Genomic DNA, 22,839 nt, shown 5'->3' with positions numbered 1-22,839 from the left:
TTTAAATGAATACCTATCTTCAGAACGAACGAATCCGCGTTGGCATCAAGCCGATGGGAGCGGAACTATTCAGCATTCAGGATCGGAAGTCGGGCAAAGAATACATGTGGAAAGCTGACCCTGCCTTTTGGGGCAAGACCTCGCCCGTATTGTTTCCTATAGTCGGTACGTTGCGGGAGAACAAGTACAAATTTAACGGCAAAGAGTACGCGCTGCCGAGGCATGGTTTTGCCCGCGAAATGCCTTTTGAACTTCGGTCCAATACCGACACCATTGCAACATTTACACTTGAAAGCTCTGATAAAACGCTGGCAAAATTCCCCTTTCCTTTCCGGCTCGACATTGGTTATTCTGTCGAAGGTGCCATGTTGATTGTTGACTATCACGTATTCAACGCCGGTGACACGGATATGTACTTCTCCCTTGGCGCTCATCCCGCATTTGCTGTGCCGCTCGCAGATGGACTTCATTACAGCGACTATTACCTTCAATTCAATCAGCGCGAAACAGCACCTCGCTGGCGTATTGACGCTGCCGGGCTGATTGAACCCGTGGCCAATCCGTGCCTTGATAACTCAGACCGCCTCAACCTGTTGAAAGAATTGTTCTACAAGGACGCAATTGTCTTAAAAGATCTCTCATCAACATTGGTCACACTTCGTCACAAAACGGACCCTCATGGATTTGAATTCAGGTTTCATGATTTTCCTTATCTCGGCATATGGGCAGCTAAAGATGCAGACTTTCTTTGCATAGAGCCATGGTGCGGCATCGCCGACAACCAGGGGCACAATTATGATATCACAACGAAGGAAGGCATCGAGAAGCTTGCACCGAAGGCAACATGGACGCGCAGATGGAGCATTACAATTTTTTGATGGGTAGCGTAATTCGCATATGTGTAACCGCCTGTCTACATCGCTAGAGAATGAAAGCAGCAAGTATCAACGATATTAAAAAGGAGCTTTCAGAAAAAAATACGCGCGATCTTCAGGCGTTGTGTTTACGTCTGGCGCGATATAAGGTAGAGAACAAGGAGTTACTCACATACATGCTGTTTGAAGCCGATGACGAAAACGGTTACGTGTCATCGATCAAAACGGAGATAGACGAGATGATTGAAAATCTGCCCCAGGGAAATGTTTACTTCATCAAAAAGGCCCTGAGGAAGATGCTGAGGATCGTGAACAAACATCTGAAGTATTCTGGTATTCCTCAGACTGAAGTCGAAGTAAGACTTCATTGTTGCAACCGTATACTCGACCGGGGTGTTCCGCTTAAATCCAGCGTCGTGCTTTCGAACATGTACAATTTGCAACTTAAAAAGATCGAAACCGCCTGGGAAAAGCTACCTGAAGACCTTCAGTTTGACTACGTTCGCGAACTCGATCGTGCCAGGAAACAAAAATAGAACGCTTGAATAACGATTGAAAGTAACACACAACTCAGATGACACGTGTTAAACTAAACTACGTGAAATGAACGAAAGGACACATTGGGATAAAATAGCTCCGAGTTATAACGACGAGATCTTTGACGTATTTGAAAGCGACAAAGACGGCAAGCTGGTGAAGAACATGAACCGTTACATTCAGGCCAGTGATACGGCAATTGACTTCGGCTGTGGTACGGGGAAGGCGCTTCATCTTCTCTCACCGCGGTTCAGGTCTGTAGTGGCGACTGACATATCAGGTGAATGCCTTACCGCGGCGAAGGCAAGAGGATTTGGCAACGTGACATATAAGCGCGCCGACCTTTCATCTAAAGCTGTCCGTCTTCCTCAGGCTGATTTTGTTTTTTGCTGCAACGTCATCATGCTTCCGGAAATCGCGCGCAATGAAAGCATGTTCAGCAATATTCAGAAGTCATTAAAGCCTGGAGGCATTGCTATGATCGTCGTGCCGTCAACTGATTCAATGCTTTACTCCGCCTGGAGAATGATTGACTGGTATCGCAAGGAGAAGGTGGACGTTGACGATATCCCGGCTTCCGAACTCGCCTATTTCAGCGGCAGCAAGCGCGACCTTTTGCAGGGCATCATTCGCATTGATGGCGTTCCAACGAAACATTACTCGGGCCCGGAACTACAGGTGCTGATGCAACGGGCCGGCCTCTCGCTTGTCAAACTGGAACAACTGAATTACAAGTGGGACAGTGAGTTCGCAGAACCTCCGAAATGGATGCAGGCACCATATCCCTGGGATTGGCTGATTGTTTGCCGTGCCGATAAGTAGAGATCTGAATAATCTTTGATCCAAAATAACGCGCGAATGCTCCGGGCTTTCGTTAATCTTTGAACCAGCTCCAATGACTTACCTGTTCAAAGAACTCAGGAATGGCTTGCGGATGAAGTACAGCGATGAACAGCAGGCCGAATAGCGCTCCGAACAGGTGTGCGTCATGGTTGACATTATCATTCGCCTTCCGTCCCTGGTAATAGGAAAACACCAGGTACAACGCTCCCAGAATAAATCCTTCAAAACACAACGCGAAGTACAAACAGATCTTGTCCAGCGGACGCAGCAATATGAAAGCAAAAATTACCGACGCAACACCGCCCGATGCGCCGAGTGAATTATAACCCGGGTTGTCCTTATGCTTCAGAAAACTGGGCACATCCGAAATGATGATACCAAGTACATACAGAAGAATGAAATAAAGATCACCCCTCGAAGCAAATATGTAATTGAACTGCTTCTCGACTACTCCGCCGAAGAAGTACATGGACAGCATGTTAAAGATCAGGTGCATGTGATCCTTGTGAATGAATCCGGACGTGAGGAAGCGATAGTATTCTTTCCTGTGCGTCACCACATAGGGATTGAGGATCAACCGCTTCAATACAGCAGGCTTTTGAAAAGCGTACATGCTCACAAGTACCGTGAACCCAACAATGATGAGTGTGATAGACATAGTTAACGTAACGGCAATAATACGGCAATTTTCGGGACGCAGGACGTCTGAGCCGGAAGGCAACGCAGTTTTCGAACTCGCCGCGGATGTACTTTATTAGAATTTAATGAAGCCCTTAAGAGATAGCGCTCGAACTTAATTCGTAAATAGCATTAGAATCTGTCCTAACGCGTCTATTTACGAATTATGCATCGTGCAATGAGTAAGTCTTCCGTTAAGGAAGCGCCTGCCCAGGTAAAACCGGTCATCGAAGTTCAGGTCCTGGAAAGCATCAGCCCTGAAACGCTTTATGACGGTTACGTTTATGTGCACTGTCATTTCGAAAATGAGTGGCAGGACGCCCTCATCAGAATCTGGAAGACAACATTCCTTATTGATCGCGTAAGTGGCTCCAAGTCAAAACTGATCCATGCCGAGAACATCAGCTTTGCTCCGATATGGACCATCATTGCTGATCAGCACAGACACACTTTCCTGCTGATCTTTGAAGCGCTTCCGAAGCCTTGCAAGGTGTTTGATCTTATAGAGGAGATCCCACAGCCTGGCGGATTTCATGTTCAAAACATTCATCGGAATCCTACCGACGTTTACCACATTAACGTTTAAACCGTCCGTCGTAGAGACGCAATGCATTGCGTCTACACCTACACGTGGTACGGTAAACCAGCCTGTCAGAAGCCAAGCCCCAACTGATTTTGATCCTTGATTTTGGTAGCGGCCTTAGGCTTTCCGTTTTGGACCTGAACGATTTCCTTTGATTTCAGATAGAGAAGATAGCCCTCAACGTCGACATAGTTCATTTTTCTCAGGACGTCAACATACTCCTGCACTTGTTGCTGATCATGCCGCGATGGACTTCCAGTCTTGAAGTCGATGACAATCGCCTGGCGATTCTTGAGCAACAGTCGGTCTATCCGATTCTCGGCACCTGAAGGAAGCAGGATGGGCGATTCGGTCCGTACTTCCCAATCGTCGGTAAACCACGAGGCAACCTTAGGTAACGAAAAAAGCTCATCAAGAGCAGGAAGCAAATCAGTTGCCTGATCATGGGAGATGAAACCTTCGATGACCAGCTTAGCGATCACATCGTGCATTTCCGAGGCATAGCGAATGCGCGAAAGGACAGCATGAATATGAATTCCATACGCAATGCCTGCCTTTTGCAGTTCATCAGTGTCTTCAAAATAAGAACTTCCCCTCTTCTTAATAACAAGCCTGTCGCGCCACGGATACGTTGGATAGCCCTTCAGTTGTACAGAATTTTGTAATTTGACCGGACCATTTTCGGACGGAGCAACAGTGCCCAGCCGCAGTTCGTCCGTGAGATCGTTCCATCCCTGATCAGAATCAAAACTCGTTGATATACTCGTGTGAAGCATGGATGCCACTGACTTCTTCTGCGAGCGGTTTGATGGATGCGGCGCCGTAACGATCAGTCCCTGCTCTGCCCTCGTAAGAGCAACGTAAAGTAAATTGAGGTTATCCAGATAGGCACGTGTCCGTTCCTCTTCATAATCTTTGGCAAACACAGTTTGATTCAATGCACTCGAATACCTGATGGGCATATAGCCAAGGCTATCGAAAGGCTGCTCATCCGTCTTTACCCAAAGAGTAGGGGACTGAAAATTGTCATGGTCGAGCGACCAGGCGCAGAACGGTATAATGACATATTTAAACTGCAGTCCTTTTGACTTGTGCACAGTGAGGATTTGTACGGCATTGATTTCTGCCGGCAACTGAACAGACCTTTTGTGACGTACATCCTGCCACCATTCCAGGAATGCAGCGAGGTCATTGCGCTCACGGCTATAAAACTCCAATACCAGATTCTGAAACGCGAGCAAGTAAGCAATCTCACCCTGGTTCTCACTCAGCTTGAATATCCTGATGAGCGTCTCAGTAAGTTCGATCAGCGGCAACTTCTTTAGTGTACCCTTTTCCTGCGCGAAAGCTGGCGGCAGTAGCCCCTCGAAAATCGCCTGACGCGAAACACTGAATACTTCTTCCAACGGTCGGTCTGGAGCATGTTGTCGGGCGAATTCATAAGATAATTGCGCACGCGCAATGGCATCTTCAGGATTCAACAAATAACGCATGGCTGCCAGCAACAGATTAACTGAAGATGCACCATCGAGCCATAGCGATTCGTTGGAGACTACTTCATAAGAAAAGCCCGGCTTTACTCTTCCTTCATCGCGGTACTTGAGAAGGCTGGCAACAATCTGCTGACCTTCGTCATTGCGTCTTACAAGTATGGCAATATCCCGTAGTGACACACCATTTGCCTGCAGCATTTCAAGCTGTTCCGGGATGCGATCCATGGCTGCTTCCTTCCACTTCTTCTCCTCGGAATCCAGCAGAAACTTTATGTTCACATATCCTTCTGCCTTTCGGGCTACATGCTGCTCCACGTCGCGATAAGCATCGATGGAAAGTGAACTGCCGGTTTCTAGCGCAGCCACTGCCGCCGCTTTGTTAAATACCCTGTTATTGAACAACACGATATTGGAAGCACTTCGATAGTTCGTATTCAAATATTCCGATCGGGTACGCTCACCACCCACGTGTTGACCCACAGTTTCCTGAAGAAGTTTCAGATCGCCTCCCCGCCACCGGTAAATCGCCTGCTTAACGTCTCCCACAACCATGCTCGCATAACCCTGGTCCAGGCCATTACTCACCAGCGGCAGAAAGTTCTTCCATTGCATGTACGAGGTGTCCTGAAACTCATCGATGAGATAATTCCTGTAGAACGACCCCACCTTTTCATACACGTAGGGCGTGTCACTGTCCTGGATTACACCATGTAAGAACTTCGGGGCGTCAGCCAGAAGCATCATGTTATTTTCGTCCTTGTATTCGGCAAGCTTTCGGGATATGTCGGCAATTAGACCGAATACATACAGGTTCTGCAACAACAGTTCAGAGGTTAGTGCAACACTGTATTCATTGTCGTATAGCTCTATCAGCGCTTCGATACGGGGAACAAATTCGCGCCTCGCTACAGTGACTATTTTCGATGGATTGGACGCAGATTTAATCGGCCATTTTTCAGCAACAGTAAATACAGTTCGAATGCGTGGAGTTGGTTCTTTCACAGACTTAACTTCCCTGGCATCAGTGAAGCCCTTCAGAAATGTGAATAAGCCTGAGTTTTGTCCAAAAGAAAAGTCTGAAGCAGTCCAGCCCTCGTCGGAGATTGTCTTCAGTACTTCATCGGCCAGCTTTTGTCCCCTAGCCAGGAAGTTGTTTTTTTCTTTCTGTAAAATTCCCTTAAGGTTGGAGAAATAACTTCGGTCGGCAGTTGTTCGCAACAGCTCTGAGTCGATAGCCTTGAACTCTTCGCGGAATATTTGCTGAGCGAAATCGAGTAAGCTTGATCGTACATCCCAGGCACGATCATTCTCCAGGTTCTCTTTGGCGAATTCCACTACCCAGTCAGTCAAGTCTTTATTCAGCCCCAGTTCATCGATGAGATTGTCGATTACTTCCTCCAGGATCACGTCCTGTTCCACTTCCAGCCGATAGTCGCCGACAAGTCCTGCCTCTCTCGTAAAAGAGCGGATCACTTTCTGAAAGAAGGCATCAATTGTGCTGATAGCAAAACGATCGTACTTGTGCAGGATGGCTGCCTGCGCATCCTGAGCATACTGCTGAAAAGTAGAGGCGTCAAGGTTGAGTTCCGTCTGCAGCTCCAGGGCCAATTCATTTGTCGAACCCTTCGCAAAGTCGTCCAGGTAAGCCAGGATCCGATCTTTCATCTCCTGGGTCGACTTGTTTGTAAAAGTAACGGCCAGTATATGCTTGAAATACTCGGCGCGATAACGCAAAGCCAAAAGCAGATATGTTTTCGCAAGCGTGCGCGTCTTGCCTGAGCCTGCGGACGAACGATATATCGAGAATGCCGGATTCAATTTGCTTGCGGATGCATTTGTGCAAACATAGGGAAACCGACGGAATAGCTACGAATTCAGCAGGTTCCGAAGACCATGCCGTAAAATTCTATAAATGGTCCAGGGACCGGTCGCCCGACGAGGGAAGACCATTGATTTTGTTTAAATTGAGGAGATTTTTTTATGCGGAAACTGTATTTTCTAGCACCCAAGATTGCTTTTTCGTTTCCCGTCCAGCTGTTTCTTAACAACATTCAGCGCAATCACATCCTCATGTTGTGTTGGGTAGTGTTGTTTGCGATGATCACCGGCAGCTTCGGGAAATATTTGGGCATTCCATATTTGTTTCTGGACCCGGAGTATCAGAACAGCGTCGGCTTCCGAAGCTTCTTTATTATGGGTACCGTGCTGGGTGGTTTTATCATGGCCTTTCACATCACTTGTTACATCATTGATGGCCATCGATTCTCTTTCATTGGCGCACTGAGGAAACCCTTTACGAAGTTCTTCATTAATAACAGCGTCATACCGCTGGGATTTCTGATTGTCTACATCGCAGAAATTGTAAAGTTTCAGATCAACAACGAGTTTAGTACAATACCAGGTTTGCTTCTAAATCTTTCGGGATTGCTCCTCGGCTTCCTGATCATGTCTGCAATCTTCTTCGTGTATTTCTGGACGACAAACAATGACATCTTTAAGTACGTGGTGTGCCAGATTGACGAGAAGCTGAAGCAAAAGGTAAAGGTTACCCGTGTCAGCGCCATGAAGAAGCTGGACATTGCCCGAAAAAAACAAATTCGGGTTGACTACTACGTTGACTACGACTTAAAGGTGAAGCCGGTCGAAGACTCCAGCTTCTACGATAAAGCTACAATCATACAGGTCTTTGATCAGAACCATTTCAACCTGGTGATCATTGAGCTGTTCATTTTTCTGTTTGTTCTCCTGCTCGGCATCTTTAAAGATTCGCCTGCCTTTCAGCTACCGGCTGCCGCCAGCTTTATTATTTTCCTCACCATCTTCGTGATGATGGCTGGAGCATTCACCTATTGGTTTGGGGGATGGTCTGCAACGGCTGCCCTGGTGATATTTCTGGTCTTCAACTACCTCATCGGAGAAGAATATTTCACAAGACGCTATGAAGCTTTTGGCATAAGTTATACCAGGCCCTACGCCGAGTATTCGATATCAGCATTGCAGGGTTTAAATGATTCGACCCACATCGAAAGAGATCGTAAGGCCGGGTTGGTGATGCTGCAAAATTGGAGAAAGAAGTTCTCCGCTGACGAGAAGCCGAGGATCGTTTTTCTTTGTGCGAGCGGCGGCGGAAAGCGGGCTGCGCTTTGGACATTAACAACGCTTCAGGCGGCAGACAGCCTTACACGGGGCGCGCTGATGAAGAACAGCATTCTTATCACTGGCGCGTCCGGAGGATTGATCGGCGCCAGTTTCTTTCGGGAGTTGAAGCTGCGCGACATACTCGGCGAAAACACCAGGCCGTACTCACGATCGCATCAGCAACAGATTGCAACGGACAATTTAAATCCCTTGATCTTTAGTCTTCTCGCTAACGACTTCTTCGTCTCGCTCACCAAATTTAGATACAACGGAAATCTTTATCATCGCGATCGTGCTTACACGTTCGAAGAGCAGCTAAATCATATTACTCTCCGCATGATGGATAAGCCGCTGCACGCATACGACAGTGTCGAGATGCAGGGAACGATACCGATGATGATTCTGGCTCCGACGGTTGTGAATGACGGACGCAAGTTATACATCGCGTCACGACCTGTATCATTCATGAACTACGATATCCTTGAATCGCCGGAGTACAAACTTTCGAAGTTATCGGGGATGGACTTTCAGACTCTGTTTGCCGAGCACAACGCCCGCGATCTCAGGTTCCTTTCTGCGCTGCGTATGAGCGCGACGTTCCCGTACATCACGCCTAATACAACGCTGCCGACAGAGCCACCAATCAAAATCATGGACGCCGGCATATCCGATAACTTTGGACTTTCTGACGCCATGCGATTTATGTTCGCGTATCGGGATTGGATTGCTGAAAATACCGCAGGCGTCGTTTTCGTTTCAATCCGGGATTCACCCAAGTTGAATCCCATAGTTCAAAAGACAGGACAAACACTGATCGACGACTTTACCCAACCTATCAGCAGCGTCTACAACAATTTTGAAAACTTTCAGGATATCAATAGCGACATGGTCATCAATCACGCGCGCACCTGGTTTAAGGGGCCAATAGAGCGGGTGGATATTCAATACGAAGCAGAGATGTATGTTCCCATTCTTCAGAAGATGGACAGCATTCGCCAAAATAACGCCAGGGCTAGTCTCAGCTGGCGACTCACTTCACGTGAGAAAGTTGCCATCATTTCATCCATCAATGCTTACGACAATCAGCTCGCATTGAAAAGATTACAGGAACTGCTTGGCGTAAGTGGTGTTGTCGTTCCTAACCCGGAAATCAGCGGGCAATGAGCTCACTGTTGCTGCTTTGTACGTCCCGGACCCAATAGGACCTGGCCGTTTCTGGACGTCGTTATTTTTCCATCATCGATAGCCAGCGCCCCGTTAACGACAACATATCGAAATCCTGTAGAGTAAGCATGCGGCTTACTAAAGGTGCTTGGATCACCGACAGTTGCTTCATCGAACACGACTACGTCCGCTGCCATGCCCTCCTTTAGAATTCCGCGATCTTCAAGTTTGAACTTTTGTGCCGGGAGCGAAGTCATTCTGCGAACAGCTTCCTCCAACCGAAGAACTTTTTGGTCGCGTACATAACTTCCAAGAACGCGGGAGTTGGTACCATACCCTCTGGGATGTGGTACTCCTGATCCATATTTAATAATACCCGCATCCGATGCAAACATGTTGAATGGGTAACGCATGATGTTTCGAAGATCGTCTTCGTTCATGCTGAAGTAGACCATCTGGGCGCTGCCCTTAGCTACCATATCCATAATGGTCTCAGCTTCGTTTTCAGCCTTAGCTTTCTTTCCCTGTGCAATGTTTACTTCTGATATGTTCTTACCGTTCATTGTCGTGTCTGCACCATAGCGCGCCACAACGGCGTAGCTATAATTTTTTACCAGTTTGCCCTTAAGCATTTTCAGCATCTCGGTTTTGATGCGCTTCCTGGTCTCCGGATCCTTAAGACGAAACTGTAATGAATCACTTCCTCCTGAAAATGCCCAGGTAGGCAACAGCGTGTTGAGCGTGGTGCTGCTTGCAACGTATGGATATTGATCAACCGTAACATCTATACCGTCCTTTCGGGCACGCTCAACCTGCTCAATCGTACTTATGCTGCGCCCCCAGTTGGGTTTGTAAGTCACTTTAAAATGAGAGATTTCGACAGGCATGTGATTCACCCGCCCGATGTTGACAGCTTCTTCGATAGCTTCAGTCACATGATCACCTTCGTCGCGGATGTGTGAAGCATAGACACCATTATAACTGGCGGCGGCCTTTGCCAATCCAATAACTTCTGGTGTCCTGGAATACGTGCCCGGGACGTATATCAACCCCGTTGACAATCCAACAGCGCCCTCCTTCATTGCCCTGGCAACAAGGTCTTCCATTTGCCTTTGCTCATCAGAAGTTGGATCGCGCTGCGCATCACCCATGACCGCTCTCCGTACACTGTTATGACCAATAAGGGTCGCGACGTTGATCCCCATCTTCACGCTGTCAAGTCGGGAGAAATATTGAGCAATGTCTGTGTTTGATCCGCCACAATTTCCAGTAACGACGGAGGTTACGCCATCGAAGAGAAAATTTGGCGCAGACGGAACTATCAAATCATTTGTTTCTATATGCGTGTGAACATCAATGAACCCAGGTGCGACAATCAAACCGCTGGCGTCAATTTTCCTCGCTGCTGCAGCACTGCTGAGATTGCCAATAGCAGCTACTTTGCCGTCTCTGATTCCGATGTCCCCATAGAACCATGAATTGCCCGAGCCGTCCACAATCTTTCCCCCGGAGATGACAACATCATAATCCTGACCGAGTAATGGCAACGTAAGCAGCATCAACAGTATTATCACATTGAATCTGGCAGCCTTGAATTTAATAGTGTACATAGTAAACGAATTGCGCACTATAATGTAAAGATTTGGTTGCTAATTCGTCAAGGCCGCGTGAGTAAAGAATTGAAGAAATTGAATGGGCGTATTGATAAAACGATGGCATTCCCGGGATCTGACCTATCTTTGACCAATATGCCGTCGACGAAACAACTGCTTCAACATACCCTGGATCTTATCGCTCTGGAGCGTCAGGCTGATCTTGAGTACTACCGGCAAAAGGTACTGCTTCGGTCCTTGCAGCAGCGTACAAAAGAAGGAACAACATGGTACCCGGTAAGACTCAAACGTGACTATATCGGCACAGGCGAAAGGCTAATGATCGAGATCGAGCGGACATCACAGCTGGACCAGCCACATGCTTTTCAAAGTGGTAAGTCTGTTAGTTTCTTTTCTAACGGTGGGGGTAAGCCTGAACGCGATCATGTAAATGGTGTCATTAACTACGTGCGTGATAACGTCATGGTGATTACGCTTCATGGCGATGAATTACCTGAGTGGGCGGAAAGCAGTCTCCTGGGTGTTGATGTGATGTTCGATGAGATGTCATATCGCGAAATGGAGTTTGCGCTGCGTGAGGTGATGAAGGCAGAAGAGAACAGGATTTCGGAATTGCGCGAAATATTGTTAGGTGGCGCGCATGCAGGCAAAAAGGAGTTTAAGGGAAATCTTCATGACATTGGTTTGAACGAAAGTCAGCACCGGGCGCTTATGCAGGTGATGACCGCCGCCGACGTGGGATTGATACATGGACCTCCCGGCACGGGCAAAACAACAACTCTTGTTCAGGCCATTCGCGAAACCATCCGCCTCGAGCACCAGGTGTTGGTTTGCGCTCCCAGTAACGCAGCTGTAGATCTTTTGGTAGAGAAACTGGCGGAACAAGGTTTAGATGTGATTAGAATAGGCCATCCCGCGCGGGTGACTGAACAATCATTAAGCAAAACACTGGACGTTCGCATTGCAGCACACGGGAGTTATCAGGAACTGAAGGCGATGCGAAAGAAGATGGAGCAATTGAGAAGCGCGGCCTTCAAGTTTAAGCGACAATTCGGACATTACGAAAGGCAGGAGCGAAAGATGCTGCTGCAGGAATCAAAGGCATTGAAAGCCGATGCTGACGTGCTGGAATTTTATATCATCAACGACCTTCTTCAAAACGCACAGGCTATATGCGCGACTCTGGTTGGATCATCACACCCTGTGCTCCGGGGTCGCCGATACACTACGGCATTTATTGACGAAGCCGCGCAGGCCCTGGAGCCAGCAACCTGGATTCCATTGCTCAGGTGCCAGCGTGTAATCCTTGCCGGCGATCATCAGCAGCTGCCACCAACGATTAAGTCGGCAGAAGCAGCTAGGAACGGACTCGCTAAAACACTGTTCGAAAAAGCTATTGAGCGACATCCATCCGCGGCATCAATGCTCACTGTCCAGTATCGCATGCACGAGGACATCATGCGCTTTTCTTCTGACTATTTCTACAGAGGCGAACTTACAGCAGATGCTTCAGTGAGATCTCAGTTGCTGGCGGTAAATCAAACGCCGGTAGAATTCGTTGACACGGCCGGCATAGGCTATGCAGAAAAACAAGACTCGGAAACGCTAAGCCGATATAATGAAGAAGAGGCGCAGCTGCTGATCAAACGGCTTGAACTGCTTGTGGAAGAAGTCGGTGTGGAGACGTGGTTGACACAAGGCCTGACGCTGGGAGTCATCACGCCGTATAGGGCCCAGGTTGACATACTCGTGGGGCTCATTGATGCTTCTGCAGCATTGACGCCTTTGCATGCTCATATTGCCGTAAATACAGTAGACGCCTTTCAGGGTCAGGAAAGGGATGTTATCGCGATCAGTTTTGTGAGGAGCAACGATAAAAGTGAAGTCGGCTTCCTGGGAGATATAAGACGTACTAACGTCGCCATGACTAGGGCCAGAAAGAAATTGATCATGGTCGGAGACTCTGCTACCCTGGGCGCACACGCCTTCTATCTCGCCCTGATAGAATACGTTCAGGAGCGAGGCTATTACAAAAGCGCATTTGAATTGGCGTACTAAGTGATATGTTGATATGACCTTTGCTGACCATGTGCTTGAAATACTCTTTTCGCTACGCATAGGGAAGACGTTGCCAAAAGGTGTAGAAGTACTGAACCCATATCGCGAAGACATTGTCATCGAAATCTGCGAGTCCTTTTACAGAAAGTTTTACTGCGACACCAACGAGCGCCGTATCCTCATTGGCATAAACCCCGGCCGCCATGGTGGTGGTATCACTGGCATTCCTTTCACAGACCCTGTGAAGTTATCGCAGCTGTGTGGCATACCTAACGAGCTTGGAAAAAGAACAGAACTATCAGCTGATTTCATCTACAGGGTTGTTGCCGCGTTTGGGGGACCCGCTGCATTTTACGGTCGATACTATTTTACAGCAGTGAGTCCGTTGGGGTTTACCTTCAATGGGAAGAATCTTAATTACTACGACTTACGTGAATTGCAGGATGCGATCTCACCGTTTGCAGTTCGGTCGATGGAGAAACTATTGAAAGCACCCGTCGACCGTACTAAAGCCTATTGTATTGGCGAGGGAGAGAATTTTAAATTCCTGACGACTCTTAACAAACAGCATCAATGGTTTGACGAGATTATTCCACTGGCGCATCCCCGCTTCGTTATGCAATACCGGCGTAAGCAGCTTGATAACTACATAAACGAGTATGTGACTAAGCTTTCTTTGAAATAAGTTCTTCTGAACGTAAGTTTTCTCACCTGATAAGTTTCTCGGACAATAGCTCTATCGACTTCAAACAACCGGCGATATCAACAATAGCTTAGCGTCTCTGAACTCAATACCAATCTAGGTCCTCTTCTTTACTCCCCTTACGGCCTCTGCCGTCCAGGGGTCTTCCGGCCAATGGTGCTTCGGATATCGTCGCCGCATTTCCTTTCTTACTTCGTGATAGGCGGAGTGCCAGAAGCTTTTTAAATCCTGCGTGACCTGAACTGGTTTATAACCCGGGGAAAGCAAGTGAACGACTACAGCGTTGCGACCTTCATTAACGGTTGGGGTATCCTGAAGTCCGAACATCTCCTGAAGTCGTACTTCAATAAACGGTGCCGACCCGTCATGGTGATAATGAATTTTAATCGCGCTGCCGCTTGGTACGTTCAGTCGGGCGGGGGCATGGGAATTCAGTTTGCTGGTAAGTTCCCAGGGCAAAATACCCTCAAGGATGGTACCCATTTCGAGTCTTGAGAGGTCCTGCTTTCTGGAAACATTTTCAAGATACGGGCCCAGCCATTCTTCAAGTGTATTGAGTAAGTTCTCATCACTGACGTCAGGCCATGCCTCGTCGGAACGCCATACACGCAGACTCATAATCCGCGCCCGCCATTGTTCATTGGTTTCGTTAAAGGATAACATCCGGAGCCCTTCCGATCGAATGGCTGCACACACTGCTGCGACACGTTGCCTTGCATCGATATTGGTCATCGGCTCAGATTTCACTACGATGTTTCCGAGTCGATATTCTGTTGTGGCCGATAGTGCGCCCTTTTCAAAATCCCACACCACAGCATTTGAAGGTGATGCAAGGTGAACGAAGTCACTCTCGTGAAGGGCTGCAGCCAGGAATATGCGGCCTTCACTTTGGCCGCTGTCGACATCTGCTATCGCGAGCCACGGTTCGCGAACGAGCGGATCATGGTCGGGAACCTTTGCCACCCTACCGTTGGCGAGCTTGTAACGGGGACTGAATTTTTCAAACTGACGGGCTATGCGCTCAGGGTAGGCCATGGCGATCAGGCTACCCACGTCGTAGTCAACAGGATTGCCATTATCAACTTTGCATTCGAGAATACGCCTCCAGGCCGCAGCAGCACGTTCTATCCGGTCCAGCAGACGCGTATCTACGTTCACTCTTTCGCCACGCCGCCATTTTCGGAGGGCGTCCACGCGAAGAGTGAGATCCGAGCCCGCAGATTTTTCCAGTGGATCGCGTTCTTCAAGAAGTGAGGCAACGTCCACCGCCAACGCTCTAAGGCGTTCTATGGACAACAACATATGAGATATGCGCGGGTGGGAAGGAAGCCTTAACATCAATCGCCCGTGTGGCGTGATGCCATTATCATCAATTGCTCCGAGTTGCTGAAGTAAGGTTTTAGCCTGATTAACAGTGCCGGCCGGCGGCGGAGTTACCCAGCCAATAGCCTCAGCGTTGAGAATGCCCCAGTTGTGAAGTTCAAGGACGAGAGGGGCAAGGTCCGCTTCCAGAATTTCCGGCTGTCGCGAAGGTAAAAGCATATGCTGCATATGTTCGTTCCACATCCGGTAGCATACACCCGGCCCCAGCCTGCCCGATCTTCCTGCGCGCTGGTCGGCAGCATCCTTGGTCACCCGCACTGTATCAAGACGAGTGAGACCGCTGCGTGGATCAAACCTGGGGACCCTTGAATACCCGGAGTCAACGACCGTAGTAATGCCCTGAATGGTGAGCGATGTTTCAGCAATTGAAGTTGCTAAAACGATCTTACGGTTGCCATGGCGGTCAGGAAAGATCGCCTCCTGCTGCTGATCAAACGGCAGTGCACCAAATAGTCCGCAAACTTTAGCCTGCACGTTGTCCTGTTCCAGGGCCTCCTTTACACGCATGATTTCGCCTGCCCCGGGCAGAAACACGAGAATGTCTCCGCTTTGCTCCGTCAGCGCCCGACGAATCGTTCTTGTCACTCCTGCGATAAGAGACAAGTCCTTTTCCTGCGCTACATATTTAACTGTCACCGGATACTGCCTGCCCGTGCTGGTAATCGTTGGGGCACCCTTTAGCATAGCCGACACGTTGGCTGTGTCCAACGTTGCAGACATCACCAGTATTCTAAGATCGGGCCGGATGATCTGCTGCACCTCGCAGCACAGGGCTAACGCAAGGTCGGCATGCAGACTCCGTTCGTGAAATTCATCGAAGACAACAAGCCCGACATCTTCCAAAGCATTATCTTCCTGGATCATCCGTGTGAGAATCCCTTCTGTAACAACCTCGCAGCGGGTCGCAGGTCCGATCATTTGTTCAAACCTGATCCGGTATCCTATGGTTTGCCCGGCCTTTTCTGAAAGCAATTCAGCCATACGCACAGCCACTGACTTGGTGGCAAGTCGCCGGGGCTCAAGCATGATGATCTTTTTTCCTTCAAGCCATGATTCATTCAACAGATTCCATGGAAGAATGGTACTCTTTCCTGCACCAGGCGGAGCCTGAAGAATGAGACGGTTATTTGCGGCCAGCAGACGCTTAATATCTGGAATAACTTCCCTGATGGGATAGTCGTCGGTCATGCCGGCAAATTATGAATTAAAAATAACAGCCACGCGTTTGGGCGTGGCTGCTAAATTCATGCGAATGTTTGTTCCCCAGTTCGCGATTTGAAAAATGCTATTAGTTAAGCTTGTTGATTTGAGTCTCACCGAAGATTAACCCTTTGTTCACGCTGGCATCGCCAAAATATTCGATCTGAGATTCGCCAAACGCATTTACCTTAAGGTTGTCTTGCGTCGCTAGTCTCAGGCGACTTTCACCGAACGAATTGGCAATGGCAGAATAACACTTCAATGCCTTTGCGTCAATTCTGTTTTCGCCAAACAGCTTGTACTTCTGGAATTCGGCTTTGCCTCCGTCAATATGAAGATGATTTACTCCATACAGGCTGGTGCGTAAGTAGTCTACTTTTACTAAGGCCAGTTTGATATCGGTTTCTCCATAGGCTTTTAATGTGAACCGCTCCGCTGAAATAGGACTCTTGCAGATAACTTCCTGATTGCCGCGGATCTCCAGGTGCTCAAGTTCACGATAAGTCACATACGCCGTTACAGTTGCATTGTGGTATATGCTGCGCTTCACAGTGGGGTGCGAAGACACAACTTCCTGGCGTTCTCCGACTTTAGCATCATCCAGATATACCCTCAGAGTATGATGGCTCACGTCGATATTGATCTTATCGGGGGTCACATTGTCGTATACCAAACGAATACCCTCCTCGTCCCCCTTTTCGAGGACCAGATTGATGCGCGGTGAAACTACAATCTTTCGAAAGGACTTAAGGGACTTTGAGATTTCCTGTGCCACCGTCGGTGCCACGGACATAACGGCCAGTATCGCTGTGATCAGAAGTCTGAATGGGGTCTTCATGGGTCTTTCTTGTTTTTTTAGTGAGACAACCGATCCGTGTCGTCCCCCTACGAGTTCAAAAAAAATCTTTCGCCGGACTGCAAAGCTCTGAGACAGTCCTGAGTATTAAGACTGAAATACGTAACGAAAGGTTGCGTTTACTATTATCCTGAACGATGTGGCAGTGAACATTTTATTCGTTCCTAAGCGAGTCAACCGGATTACCGATCGCTGCTTTCCGTGATTGAAGACTTACGGAAACGAATGCGATGATCAAAGACAACAGAGTCGCCAGTACAAAAACCCACCAGGGAAAGCTGATGTGATAAGCAAACTGCCGGATCCAAATATACATCAGCCATCCCGCGAGCGGCCATGCAACAATGTTCGCAAATATTACAGGCCTCAGGAAGTCTTTGTTTATCATGATCACGATGTCGTTCACGCTGGCGCCCATGACTTTTCGAATACCGATCTCCTTGGTCCGCTGGTCCGCCGTGAAGGCAGCCAGTCCGAACAAACCGATACACGCAATAAAGATTACTAACCCGGAAAACACAGCCGATAGTGTGCCGAGTCTTTGCTCAGCATTATGCTTCGCCACGAAATTCTTGTCGAGGAAAGTGTATTCAAACGGCGCATTAGGAGCATATTTTTTCCAGAACGATTCGATCAGTGAGATCTTATCGTCCACATTTCCCCGGGTGATCCGGATCGCCATCTCCCAATTGGGTTCTGGTCCAAGCACGACGGCCAATGGCTGGACCTGCTCCCGGAAAGAAAGGAAATTAAAATCGCGCATGATGCCTATCACCTTGCGCTTTCGGCCATCATGGTCGTAGTTGGTTTCAATGGTGCGACCCTCAAAGTCTTCCATATGAAGGGCCTTTGCCGCCGTCTCATTGAGGATAATGGACATCGTATCTGCCTGAGTAACACCTGAGAAGAATCTGCCCGATACCATCGAATACCGCATGGTTTCAAGATGATCAGCGTCCATCTCGTAAACCGACATGAAGTACTCTCGCGTTGAGTCAGTCTCGCGAAACACTGACTTCCACTCAACATTCGGAGGTAGTCTGTTGCAATAACTGGCGGAGCTGATGCCGGGAAATTGCATCAGGTCCCGTTTGAAGTCCTTGCCGTTCTTCTCAAGGTTCTTTGTGTGAAGCAGGTTGAGAATATTGCTTTTATCGAACCCGATGTTTGCCTGCTGCACATACTGCAGCTGAAGGTAGATGACCATTGTCGCAATGATCAGCACGGTCGAAATCACAAACTGGATCACCACCAGTGCGTTCCGGATCCCATAGCTACGCAGCTTAGCACGCAATTCGCCCTTCAAAACTTCAACCGGATTGAAGTGTGTTAAATAGAATGCCGGATAACTGCCGGCGAGCAAACCAACAATAAAGGTGAACCCAATCGCTCCCGCGATGAAGTAGGGATGGAATAGCTTATCAGTATGGATATCTTTTGCCGTGGCGATGTTGAGAACGGGCAGAAACACCATCACCAGAAACAGAGACATCAGCATGGCGCCGATCACATAGACATAAGACTCGAACAGGAACTGCAGGATAAGGCGGTGATACTGCGCGCCAACCGATTTTCTTACACCGATCTCCTTTGCCCGGGTCGCGGATCGGGCCGTCGACAAATTCATAAAATTGATACAGGCCAGTAATGTGATCAGAACCGCTACTGAACCAAAGATGAAAACATATTGAATGTTGCTATTGGCCTCCATTTCGTCATTGAGCTGCGACCTGAGGTGAATAGAAGCCAGAGGCTGGGAAAAGAATTCCAGGTCATTATCCCGGGATTTGAACTCGGCCATGCTCATGTTCTTGAGCTGATGCAATTCCCGACTGAGATGATGTTCGATAAATCGGGGTAACTCGTGATTGACTGAATCGATCGAAGCCCCGGGCTTGATCTTGAAATAGGTAAGCACTCGCCCCGTAATCCAGTCGCCTGTATGCACGTCGACCCAGGTGTTCAAAGAAAGGATCATCGTGAACCTGAAGTGTGAATTTCTGGGAGGATCAGCTGCAATGCCACTGATGGTTACAGGATAGCCCTGCGCCAGCATAAGGACCTTGCCCACGGGGCTTTCACCCTTCCCGTCATAGCCAAAGTATTTATTCGCCGTTGACTGGGTGAGGACGACTTTTCCACTCTGATTTAGTACAGAGTCGGGGTGGCCCTGAATCAGCTTAAACGTAAAGAAGTTGAAGAAATTAGAGTCTGCAAGAAGCATTTTTTCTTCCGTGTAAGCCTTGTCCTGGTAGCGAACCGGAAAAGTTGCCCAGCTTGCGATTCGAAGGGTGCTTTCAATTTGAGGAATATCCTTTTGCAATGCCTTAGACACCGGCGTCCCCGTTTGCGCACTATTCAATTCCTTGCCCTCCAGTTTACCCCGGAACCCAAGGCGGTAGGTACGGTCGCGATCCCGCTGAAAGTTTTCGTAGTTCAGCTCGTCCTGGATGAATAATACGATCAGGAGACTACAGGTTATGCCGATGGTTAGTCCGGAAAGATTAATCACGGAGAACCCCTTTTGCCGCAGCATGAAGCGAAGAGCGATTTTCAGGTAGTTCTGCAGCATTACTAAACAAAGCCCCGGGTATGTCTATGGGGTAACACAAGGGCGACTACAATTTTCGTGAATTTGCGGTAAAAGTTGGTAGCCATCCGGACGTTTTAGTTATTTGAATTATTCAATGAACGGAATGATCGATATCGCACGGTGCACGCTTTTACCAGGAAGCCCAGGCACCGTCCGTTTCCCGGCTGGTCCCGGAACACGTTCTTAATGAATAAATCATGAGCGATAGCAGCAACTCAAAAGGCGGGAAGCGGATATCCTATCCGTTAGACAGCGCCATTGCTGTTGAGCTAACTCCGATATATTATTTGTACTGATAATTGAATACGAAATCCATAACGATTCCCGTTTTCCTTATGACTGTAATCGACACACAGGATAGGCATGTAGAATACACCTCGGCCACTAGTCACCAACATCTTCAGGGGATTCTTGAACTGCAACAAAGAAACCTGGCCAAAAATCTGGGAGATCATGAAGTTTTAAGTCAGGGTTTTGTAACTGTCCAGCATTCCATGGAGGATTTGCAGAAGATGAATTCAATTGAACGGCATGTTATTGCTGTTCATAACGACCGGGTCGTGGCTTATCTCCTTGCAATGACCCGCGCGTCCCGTCATGATATTCCGATACTTGTTCCTATGTTCAATGTAATTGATTCAATTGTTCACAATAACAAACCGCTTGCAGTCTCCACTTACATTGTCGTTGGACAAGCCTGCGTGGATAAGACATTTAGGGGCACAGGTATTTTTGACAGGATCTACGAACATTATGCGCAAACCTTTAAGTCGCGATATGAATATATAATTACAGAAATCGATGCAAAGAATACCAGATCGTTGCGCGCACATAGTCGCGTCGGCTTCCGGACCGTTCGGGAATATGTGGCACCTAATGGTGTCACGTGGCACATCGTTCTTCGGGATTTTGCATCATGACTGACTGAGAATACTTTGATATGAAACTTATGAAATCGAGAAATCTTATTGTAGTGATGGCATTCCTCATAATTCCATTTGCCGTCGATGCACAAACTGCTGATGACATTGTGATGAAATATATTTCGTTCACGGGGGGAGTGAAGAACTGGAAGACGATAGCAACAATTACTTCACATGGTGAATACAACTATGGTGGAATGCCTTTCCCATTTACAACTTATGCTCGCATTCCCGATAGTTACAAACTGGTGGTGCCGTTCAATGGAAAATACTATGCACAGGCCTACTCATCGGGGAAAGGCTGGAAGATTGATGCCTTCAAGAATGAAACGAAACCGACCCGCCTTGCTGGAAAAGAGGCTCGTGCTATGGCCAACGAAGCCGACGTTGAATTGGAAAACGTTTTTATAAACTATAAGGCCAAGGGACATACCATTTCACTTCATGGCGAAGATTCGGTGATTGACCGAAAATGCTTCGTGATCGTCCTGACCCGTAAGTCCGGAGAAACTGAGAAGTATTATTTTGATCAGCAATCGTACTCATTGTTGATGAAGGAGGCTAAGGCGAAGAACCCTGAATTGGGTGGAGCGGTACTCAACATCTACTACAGTGATTATCGCGACGTGGCTGGCGTTCAGTTTCCCTTCAAAACAGTTTGTGAGTCAGACGCGCAGCAGATACTGACAATCACGGTAACTGATATTGAAATCAATGAGATGATTGACAACAAGACTTTTGAATCGCCGTGATCTCATTTTTTTCTGGTGCCTTCAGGAATGTTTATCTCATACATTAACCGTCTGCTTCCTTATCTGACAGTAGCCATAGGGCTAACCCTGCTCTTCCTGTCGGACAAATTTCTCGCGGGCTATACTTACGGCGTTCGCACGCAGTCCGTGCGCATCACCGATATCAGTCAGGTGCTGCCTGTATCGGAGCCTTATGTTCGCCCGATGCTTTATACAAACCTTTCCGGTTTATCAACGCTTCCTACTGACGACGCCAAGAAGACTTTCATTAGCGCTGTGTTGCCAGCAGTGCTGGTGGCAAAGCACGAGCTATCGATGATTCGCATGCAATTAATCAGGCTTGAAGGGAAGCGGTCCTGGAATCACAAAGACAGCGTGGTGTTTCGTAATGCGTGTGAACGGTTCAAAACCACCGACCTGAAGGAATTGCTTCAGAAGGTTGGTACGTTGCCCACCTCAGTTGTGCTGGCACAGGCGGCAGTAGAAAGCGGCTGGGGGCAGTCGCGATTTTTCCTGGAGGGTAATAACCTCTTTGGAATCTGGTCCTTTAATCCGGCAGAACCCCGGATAGCAGCAGGAGAGATGCGCGGCAAACGTACCATCTGGCTTCGATCGTACAACAACATGTCCGAATCTATCATTAGCTATTTTGAAATGCTGTCTACCTCCGGCGCATTCAAAGGTCTGCGCGCGGCGCGCCATCACACTTCCGATCCATTTGCCCTGGTACCTTACCTTAGAAATTTTTCCGAACGACGGGGTGGATATACGCGCCAGCTTAAGATGATGATTCAGCAGAATGATCTTACCCGCTATGACCAGATGGAACTTGATCCTGACTATCTTTTCGAGCGCTAGAATTCTCCTTTAGGCATTGTAACCGCTCTTAACCATCCAGCGCATTTGTCGTTACCCAATACCGGTAGGCAACCAGCACCTTGTCAATCTTTGATAGCCTGTTAATGTCGCGCTTGCTGTATCGGGGCAACAGAAACTTATTTATCCGCGCCAGGATCCTGAATGTAGCCTTCTTCATGTTTATCAAATTAGCGATAATTGTAGACACGCTGCGGTGATCACCAGACAATTCAAGTGCCATGATGCGCGAAATCTCAGAGTACTACCACAAACAGCCCGAACCCATACGCAGCTGTTTGCTCGGCATGCGTGATATCATTCTCAAACACGATTCGGAAATAGTTGAGGCATGGAAGTACCGGATGCCAATGTTTATGTACAAGGGGAAGATGTTTTGCTATCTATGGATCAGACGAAATGAACCAGTGCCTTATCTTGGAATAGTCAATGGAAAACTCGTGAATGACCCGGATCTCATACAGGAGAAGCGGGCGAGAATGAAAATTCTTTTGATCGATCCCGGTCGCGACATACCGGTTCGCAAGATCAGGCGAATTCTCACTGCAGCGATGGGGATTTAAGTACCTTT

The 22,839-nt window shown here is 48.1% G+C and carries 18 protein-coding genes; 11 read left to right on the top strand and 7 right to left on the bottom strand.

Features of this window, described 5'->3' with window-relative positions; all coding sequences use genetic code 11:
- Nucleotides 1-5: 5 nt before the first annotated feature.
- From WBG78_RS10435 to WBG78_RS10425, 3 genes are all read left to right on the top strand, one after another.
- Nucleotides 6-878, top strand: a complete 873-nt coding sequence (locus WBG78_RS10435; protein ID WP_337326365.1) for an aldose 1-epimerase family protein — start codon at nt 6-8, stop codon at nt 876-878.
- 50 nt (nt 879-928) lie between these two features.
- Nucleotides 929-1,411 (top strand): hypothetical protein, encoded by a 483-nt coding sequence (locus tag WBG78_RS10430; RefSeq protein ID WP_337326364.1) that lies wholly within the window; start codon nt 929-931, stop codon nt 1,409-1,411.
- 67 nt (nt 1,412-1,478) lie between these two features.
- A complete protein-coding gene (locus tag WBG78_RS10425; protein ID WP_337326363.1) occupies nt 1,479-2,234 on the top strand; it encodes a class I SAM-dependent methyltransferase in 756 nt (251 codons plus the stop codon).
- 52 nt (nt 2,235-2,286) lie between these two features.
- Here the strand turns inward: WBG78_RS10425 and WBG78_RS10420 are convergent, their stop codons facing one another.
- Nucleotides 2,287-2,913, bottom strand: coding sequence for a rhomboid family intramembrane serine protease (locus WBG78_RS10420; protein ID WP_337326362.1), 627 nt, complete (start codon nt 2,911-2,913; stop codon nt 2,287-2,289).
- Nucleotides 2,914-3,111: 198 nt separating this feature from the next.
- Between WBG78_RS10420 and WBG78_RS10415 the strand changes: the two genes are divergently transcribed.
- Nucleotides 3,112-3,519, top strand: a complete 408-nt coding sequence (locus WBG78_RS10415; RefSeq protein WP_337326361.1) for a hypothetical protein — start codon at nt 3,112-3,114, stop codon at nt 3,517-3,519.
- A 65-nt stretch (nt 3,520-3,584) separates the two neighbouring features.
- On the opposite strand, the gene WBG78_RS10410 is transcribed toward WBG78_RS10415, so the two are convergent.
- Nucleotides 3,585-6,827: a UvrD-helicase domain-containing protein gene (locus WBG78_RS10410; RefSeq protein WP_337326360.1), complete on the bottom strand. Its 3,243-nt coding sequence runs from the start codon at nt 6,825-6,827 to the stop codon at nt 3,585-3,587.
- Between the two features lie 162 nt (nt 6,828-6,989).
- Between WBG78_RS10410 and WBG78_RS10405 the strand changes: the two genes are divergently transcribed.
- Nucleotides 6,990-9,311: a patatin-like phospholipase family protein gene (locus WBG78_RS10405; RefSeq protein ID WP_337326359.1), complete on the top strand. Its 2,322-nt coding sequence runs from the start codon at nt 6,990-6,992 to the stop codon at nt 9,309-9,311.
- A 2-nt stretch (nt 9,312-9,313) separates the two neighbouring features.
- Here WBG78_RS10405 and WBG78_RS10400 read toward each other — a convergent pair whose 3' ends face one another.
- Nucleotides 9,314-10,921, bottom strand: coding sequence for an N-acyl-D-amino-acid deacylase family protein (locus WBG78_RS10400; RefSeq protein WP_337326358.1), 1,608 nt, complete (start codon nt 10,919-10,921; stop codon nt 9,314-9,316).
- 57 nt (nt 10,922-10,978) lie between these two features.
- Here WBG78_RS10400 and WBG78_RS10395 point away from each other — a divergent pair, with 57 nt between their 5' ends.
- Nucleotides 10,979-12,982 carry an AAA domain-containing protein gene (locus WBG78_RS10395; protein WP_337326357.1) on the top strand — a complete coding sequence of 668 codons (2,004 nt, stop codon included), beginning with the start codon at nt 10,979-10,981 and terminating at the stop codon, nt 12,980-12,982.
- Nucleotides 12,983-12,995: 13 nt separating this feature from the next.
- Nucleotides 12,996-13,667 carry a uracil-DNA glycosylase family protein gene (locus WBG78_RS10390; RefSeq protein WP_337326356.1) on the top strand — a complete coding sequence of 224 codons (672 nt, stop codon included), beginning with the start codon at nt 12,996-12,998 and terminating at the stop codon, nt 13,665-13,667.
- 114 nt (nt 13,668-13,781) lie between these two features.
- Here the strand turns inward: WBG78_RS10390 and hrpB are convergent, their stop codons facing one another.
- The 3 genes from hrpB to WBG78_RS10375 all read right to left on the bottom strand — a co-directional run bounded on the left by hrpB (nt 13,782) and on the right by WBG78_RS10375 (nt 19,696).
- Nucleotides 13,782-16,256, bottom strand: coding sequence for an ATP-dependent helicase HrpB (gene hrpB, locus WBG78_RS10385; RefSeq protein ID WP_337326355.1), 2,475 nt, complete (start codon nt 16,254-16,256; stop codon nt 13,782-13,784).
- Between the two features lie 100 nt (nt 16,257-16,356).
- On the bottom strand, nt 16,357-17,106 hold the full coding sequence (locus tag WBG78_RS10380) for a GIN domain-containing protein (protein WP_337326354.1): 750 nt from the start codon (nt 17,104-17,106) through the stop codon (nt 16,357-16,359).
- Nucleotides 17,107-17,278: 172 nt separating this feature from the next.
- Complete coding sequence (locus WBG78_RS10375; RefSeq protein WP_337326353.1) at nt 17,279-19,696, bottom strand: ABC transporter permease; 2,418 nt, start codon at nt 19,694-19,696, stop codon at nt 17,279-17,281.
- A 356-nt stretch (nt 19,697-20,052) separates the two neighbouring features.
- Between WBG78_RS10375 and WBG78_RS10370 the strand changes: the two genes are divergently transcribed.
- From WBG78_RS10370 to WBG78_RS10360, 3 genes are read left to right on the top strand one after another with little or no spacing between them, the layout of a single operon-like run.
- Nucleotides 20,053-20,637 carry a GNAT family N-acetyltransferase gene (locus WBG78_RS10370; protein ID WP_337326352.1) on the top strand — a complete coding sequence of 195 codons (585 nt, stop codon included), beginning with the start codon at nt 20,053-20,055 and terminating at the stop codon, nt 20,635-20,637.
- Nucleotides 20,638-20,666: 29 nt separating this feature from the next.
- Nucleotides 20,667-21,392, top strand: coding sequence for a hypothetical protein (locus WBG78_RS10365; RefSeq protein ID WP_337326351.1), 726 nt, complete (start codon nt 20,667-20,669; stop codon nt 21,390-21,392).
- Nucleotides 21,393-21,419: 27 nt separating this feature from the next.
- Complete coding sequence (locus WBG78_RS10360; RefSeq protein ID WP_337326350.1) at nt 21,420-22,250, top strand: glucosaminidase domain-containing protein; 831 nt, start codon at nt 21,420-21,422, stop codon at nt 22,248-22,250.
- Between the two features lie 28 nt (nt 22,251-22,278).
- Here WBG78_RS10360 and WBG78_RS10355 read toward each other — a convergent pair whose 3' ends face one another.
- Nucleotides 22,279-22,428: a hypothetical protein gene (locus WBG78_RS10355; protein WP_337326349.1), complete on the bottom strand. Its 150-nt coding sequence runs from the start codon at nt 22,426-22,428 to the stop codon at nt 22,279-22,281.
- 61 nt (nt 22,429-22,489) lie between these two features.
- Here WBG78_RS10355 and WBG78_RS10350 point away from each other — a divergent pair, with 61 nt between their 5' ends.
- Entirely contained in the window at nt 22,490-22,831 is a 342-nt protein-coding gene (locus WBG78_RS10350) for a DUF1801 domain-containing protein (RefSeq protein ID WP_337326348.1), read from the top strand.
- Nucleotides 22,832-22,839: the final 8 nt, after the last annotated feature.

The organism is Chryseolinea sp. T2, assembly GCF_037203685.1.
Classification (GTDB): Bacteria; Bacteroidota; Bacteroidia; order Cytophagales; family Cyclobacteriaceae; genus Chryseolinea.
Note: the sequence above shows the minus strand (reverse complement) of the source record. Positions and strands in the feature narration are given on the sequence as shown.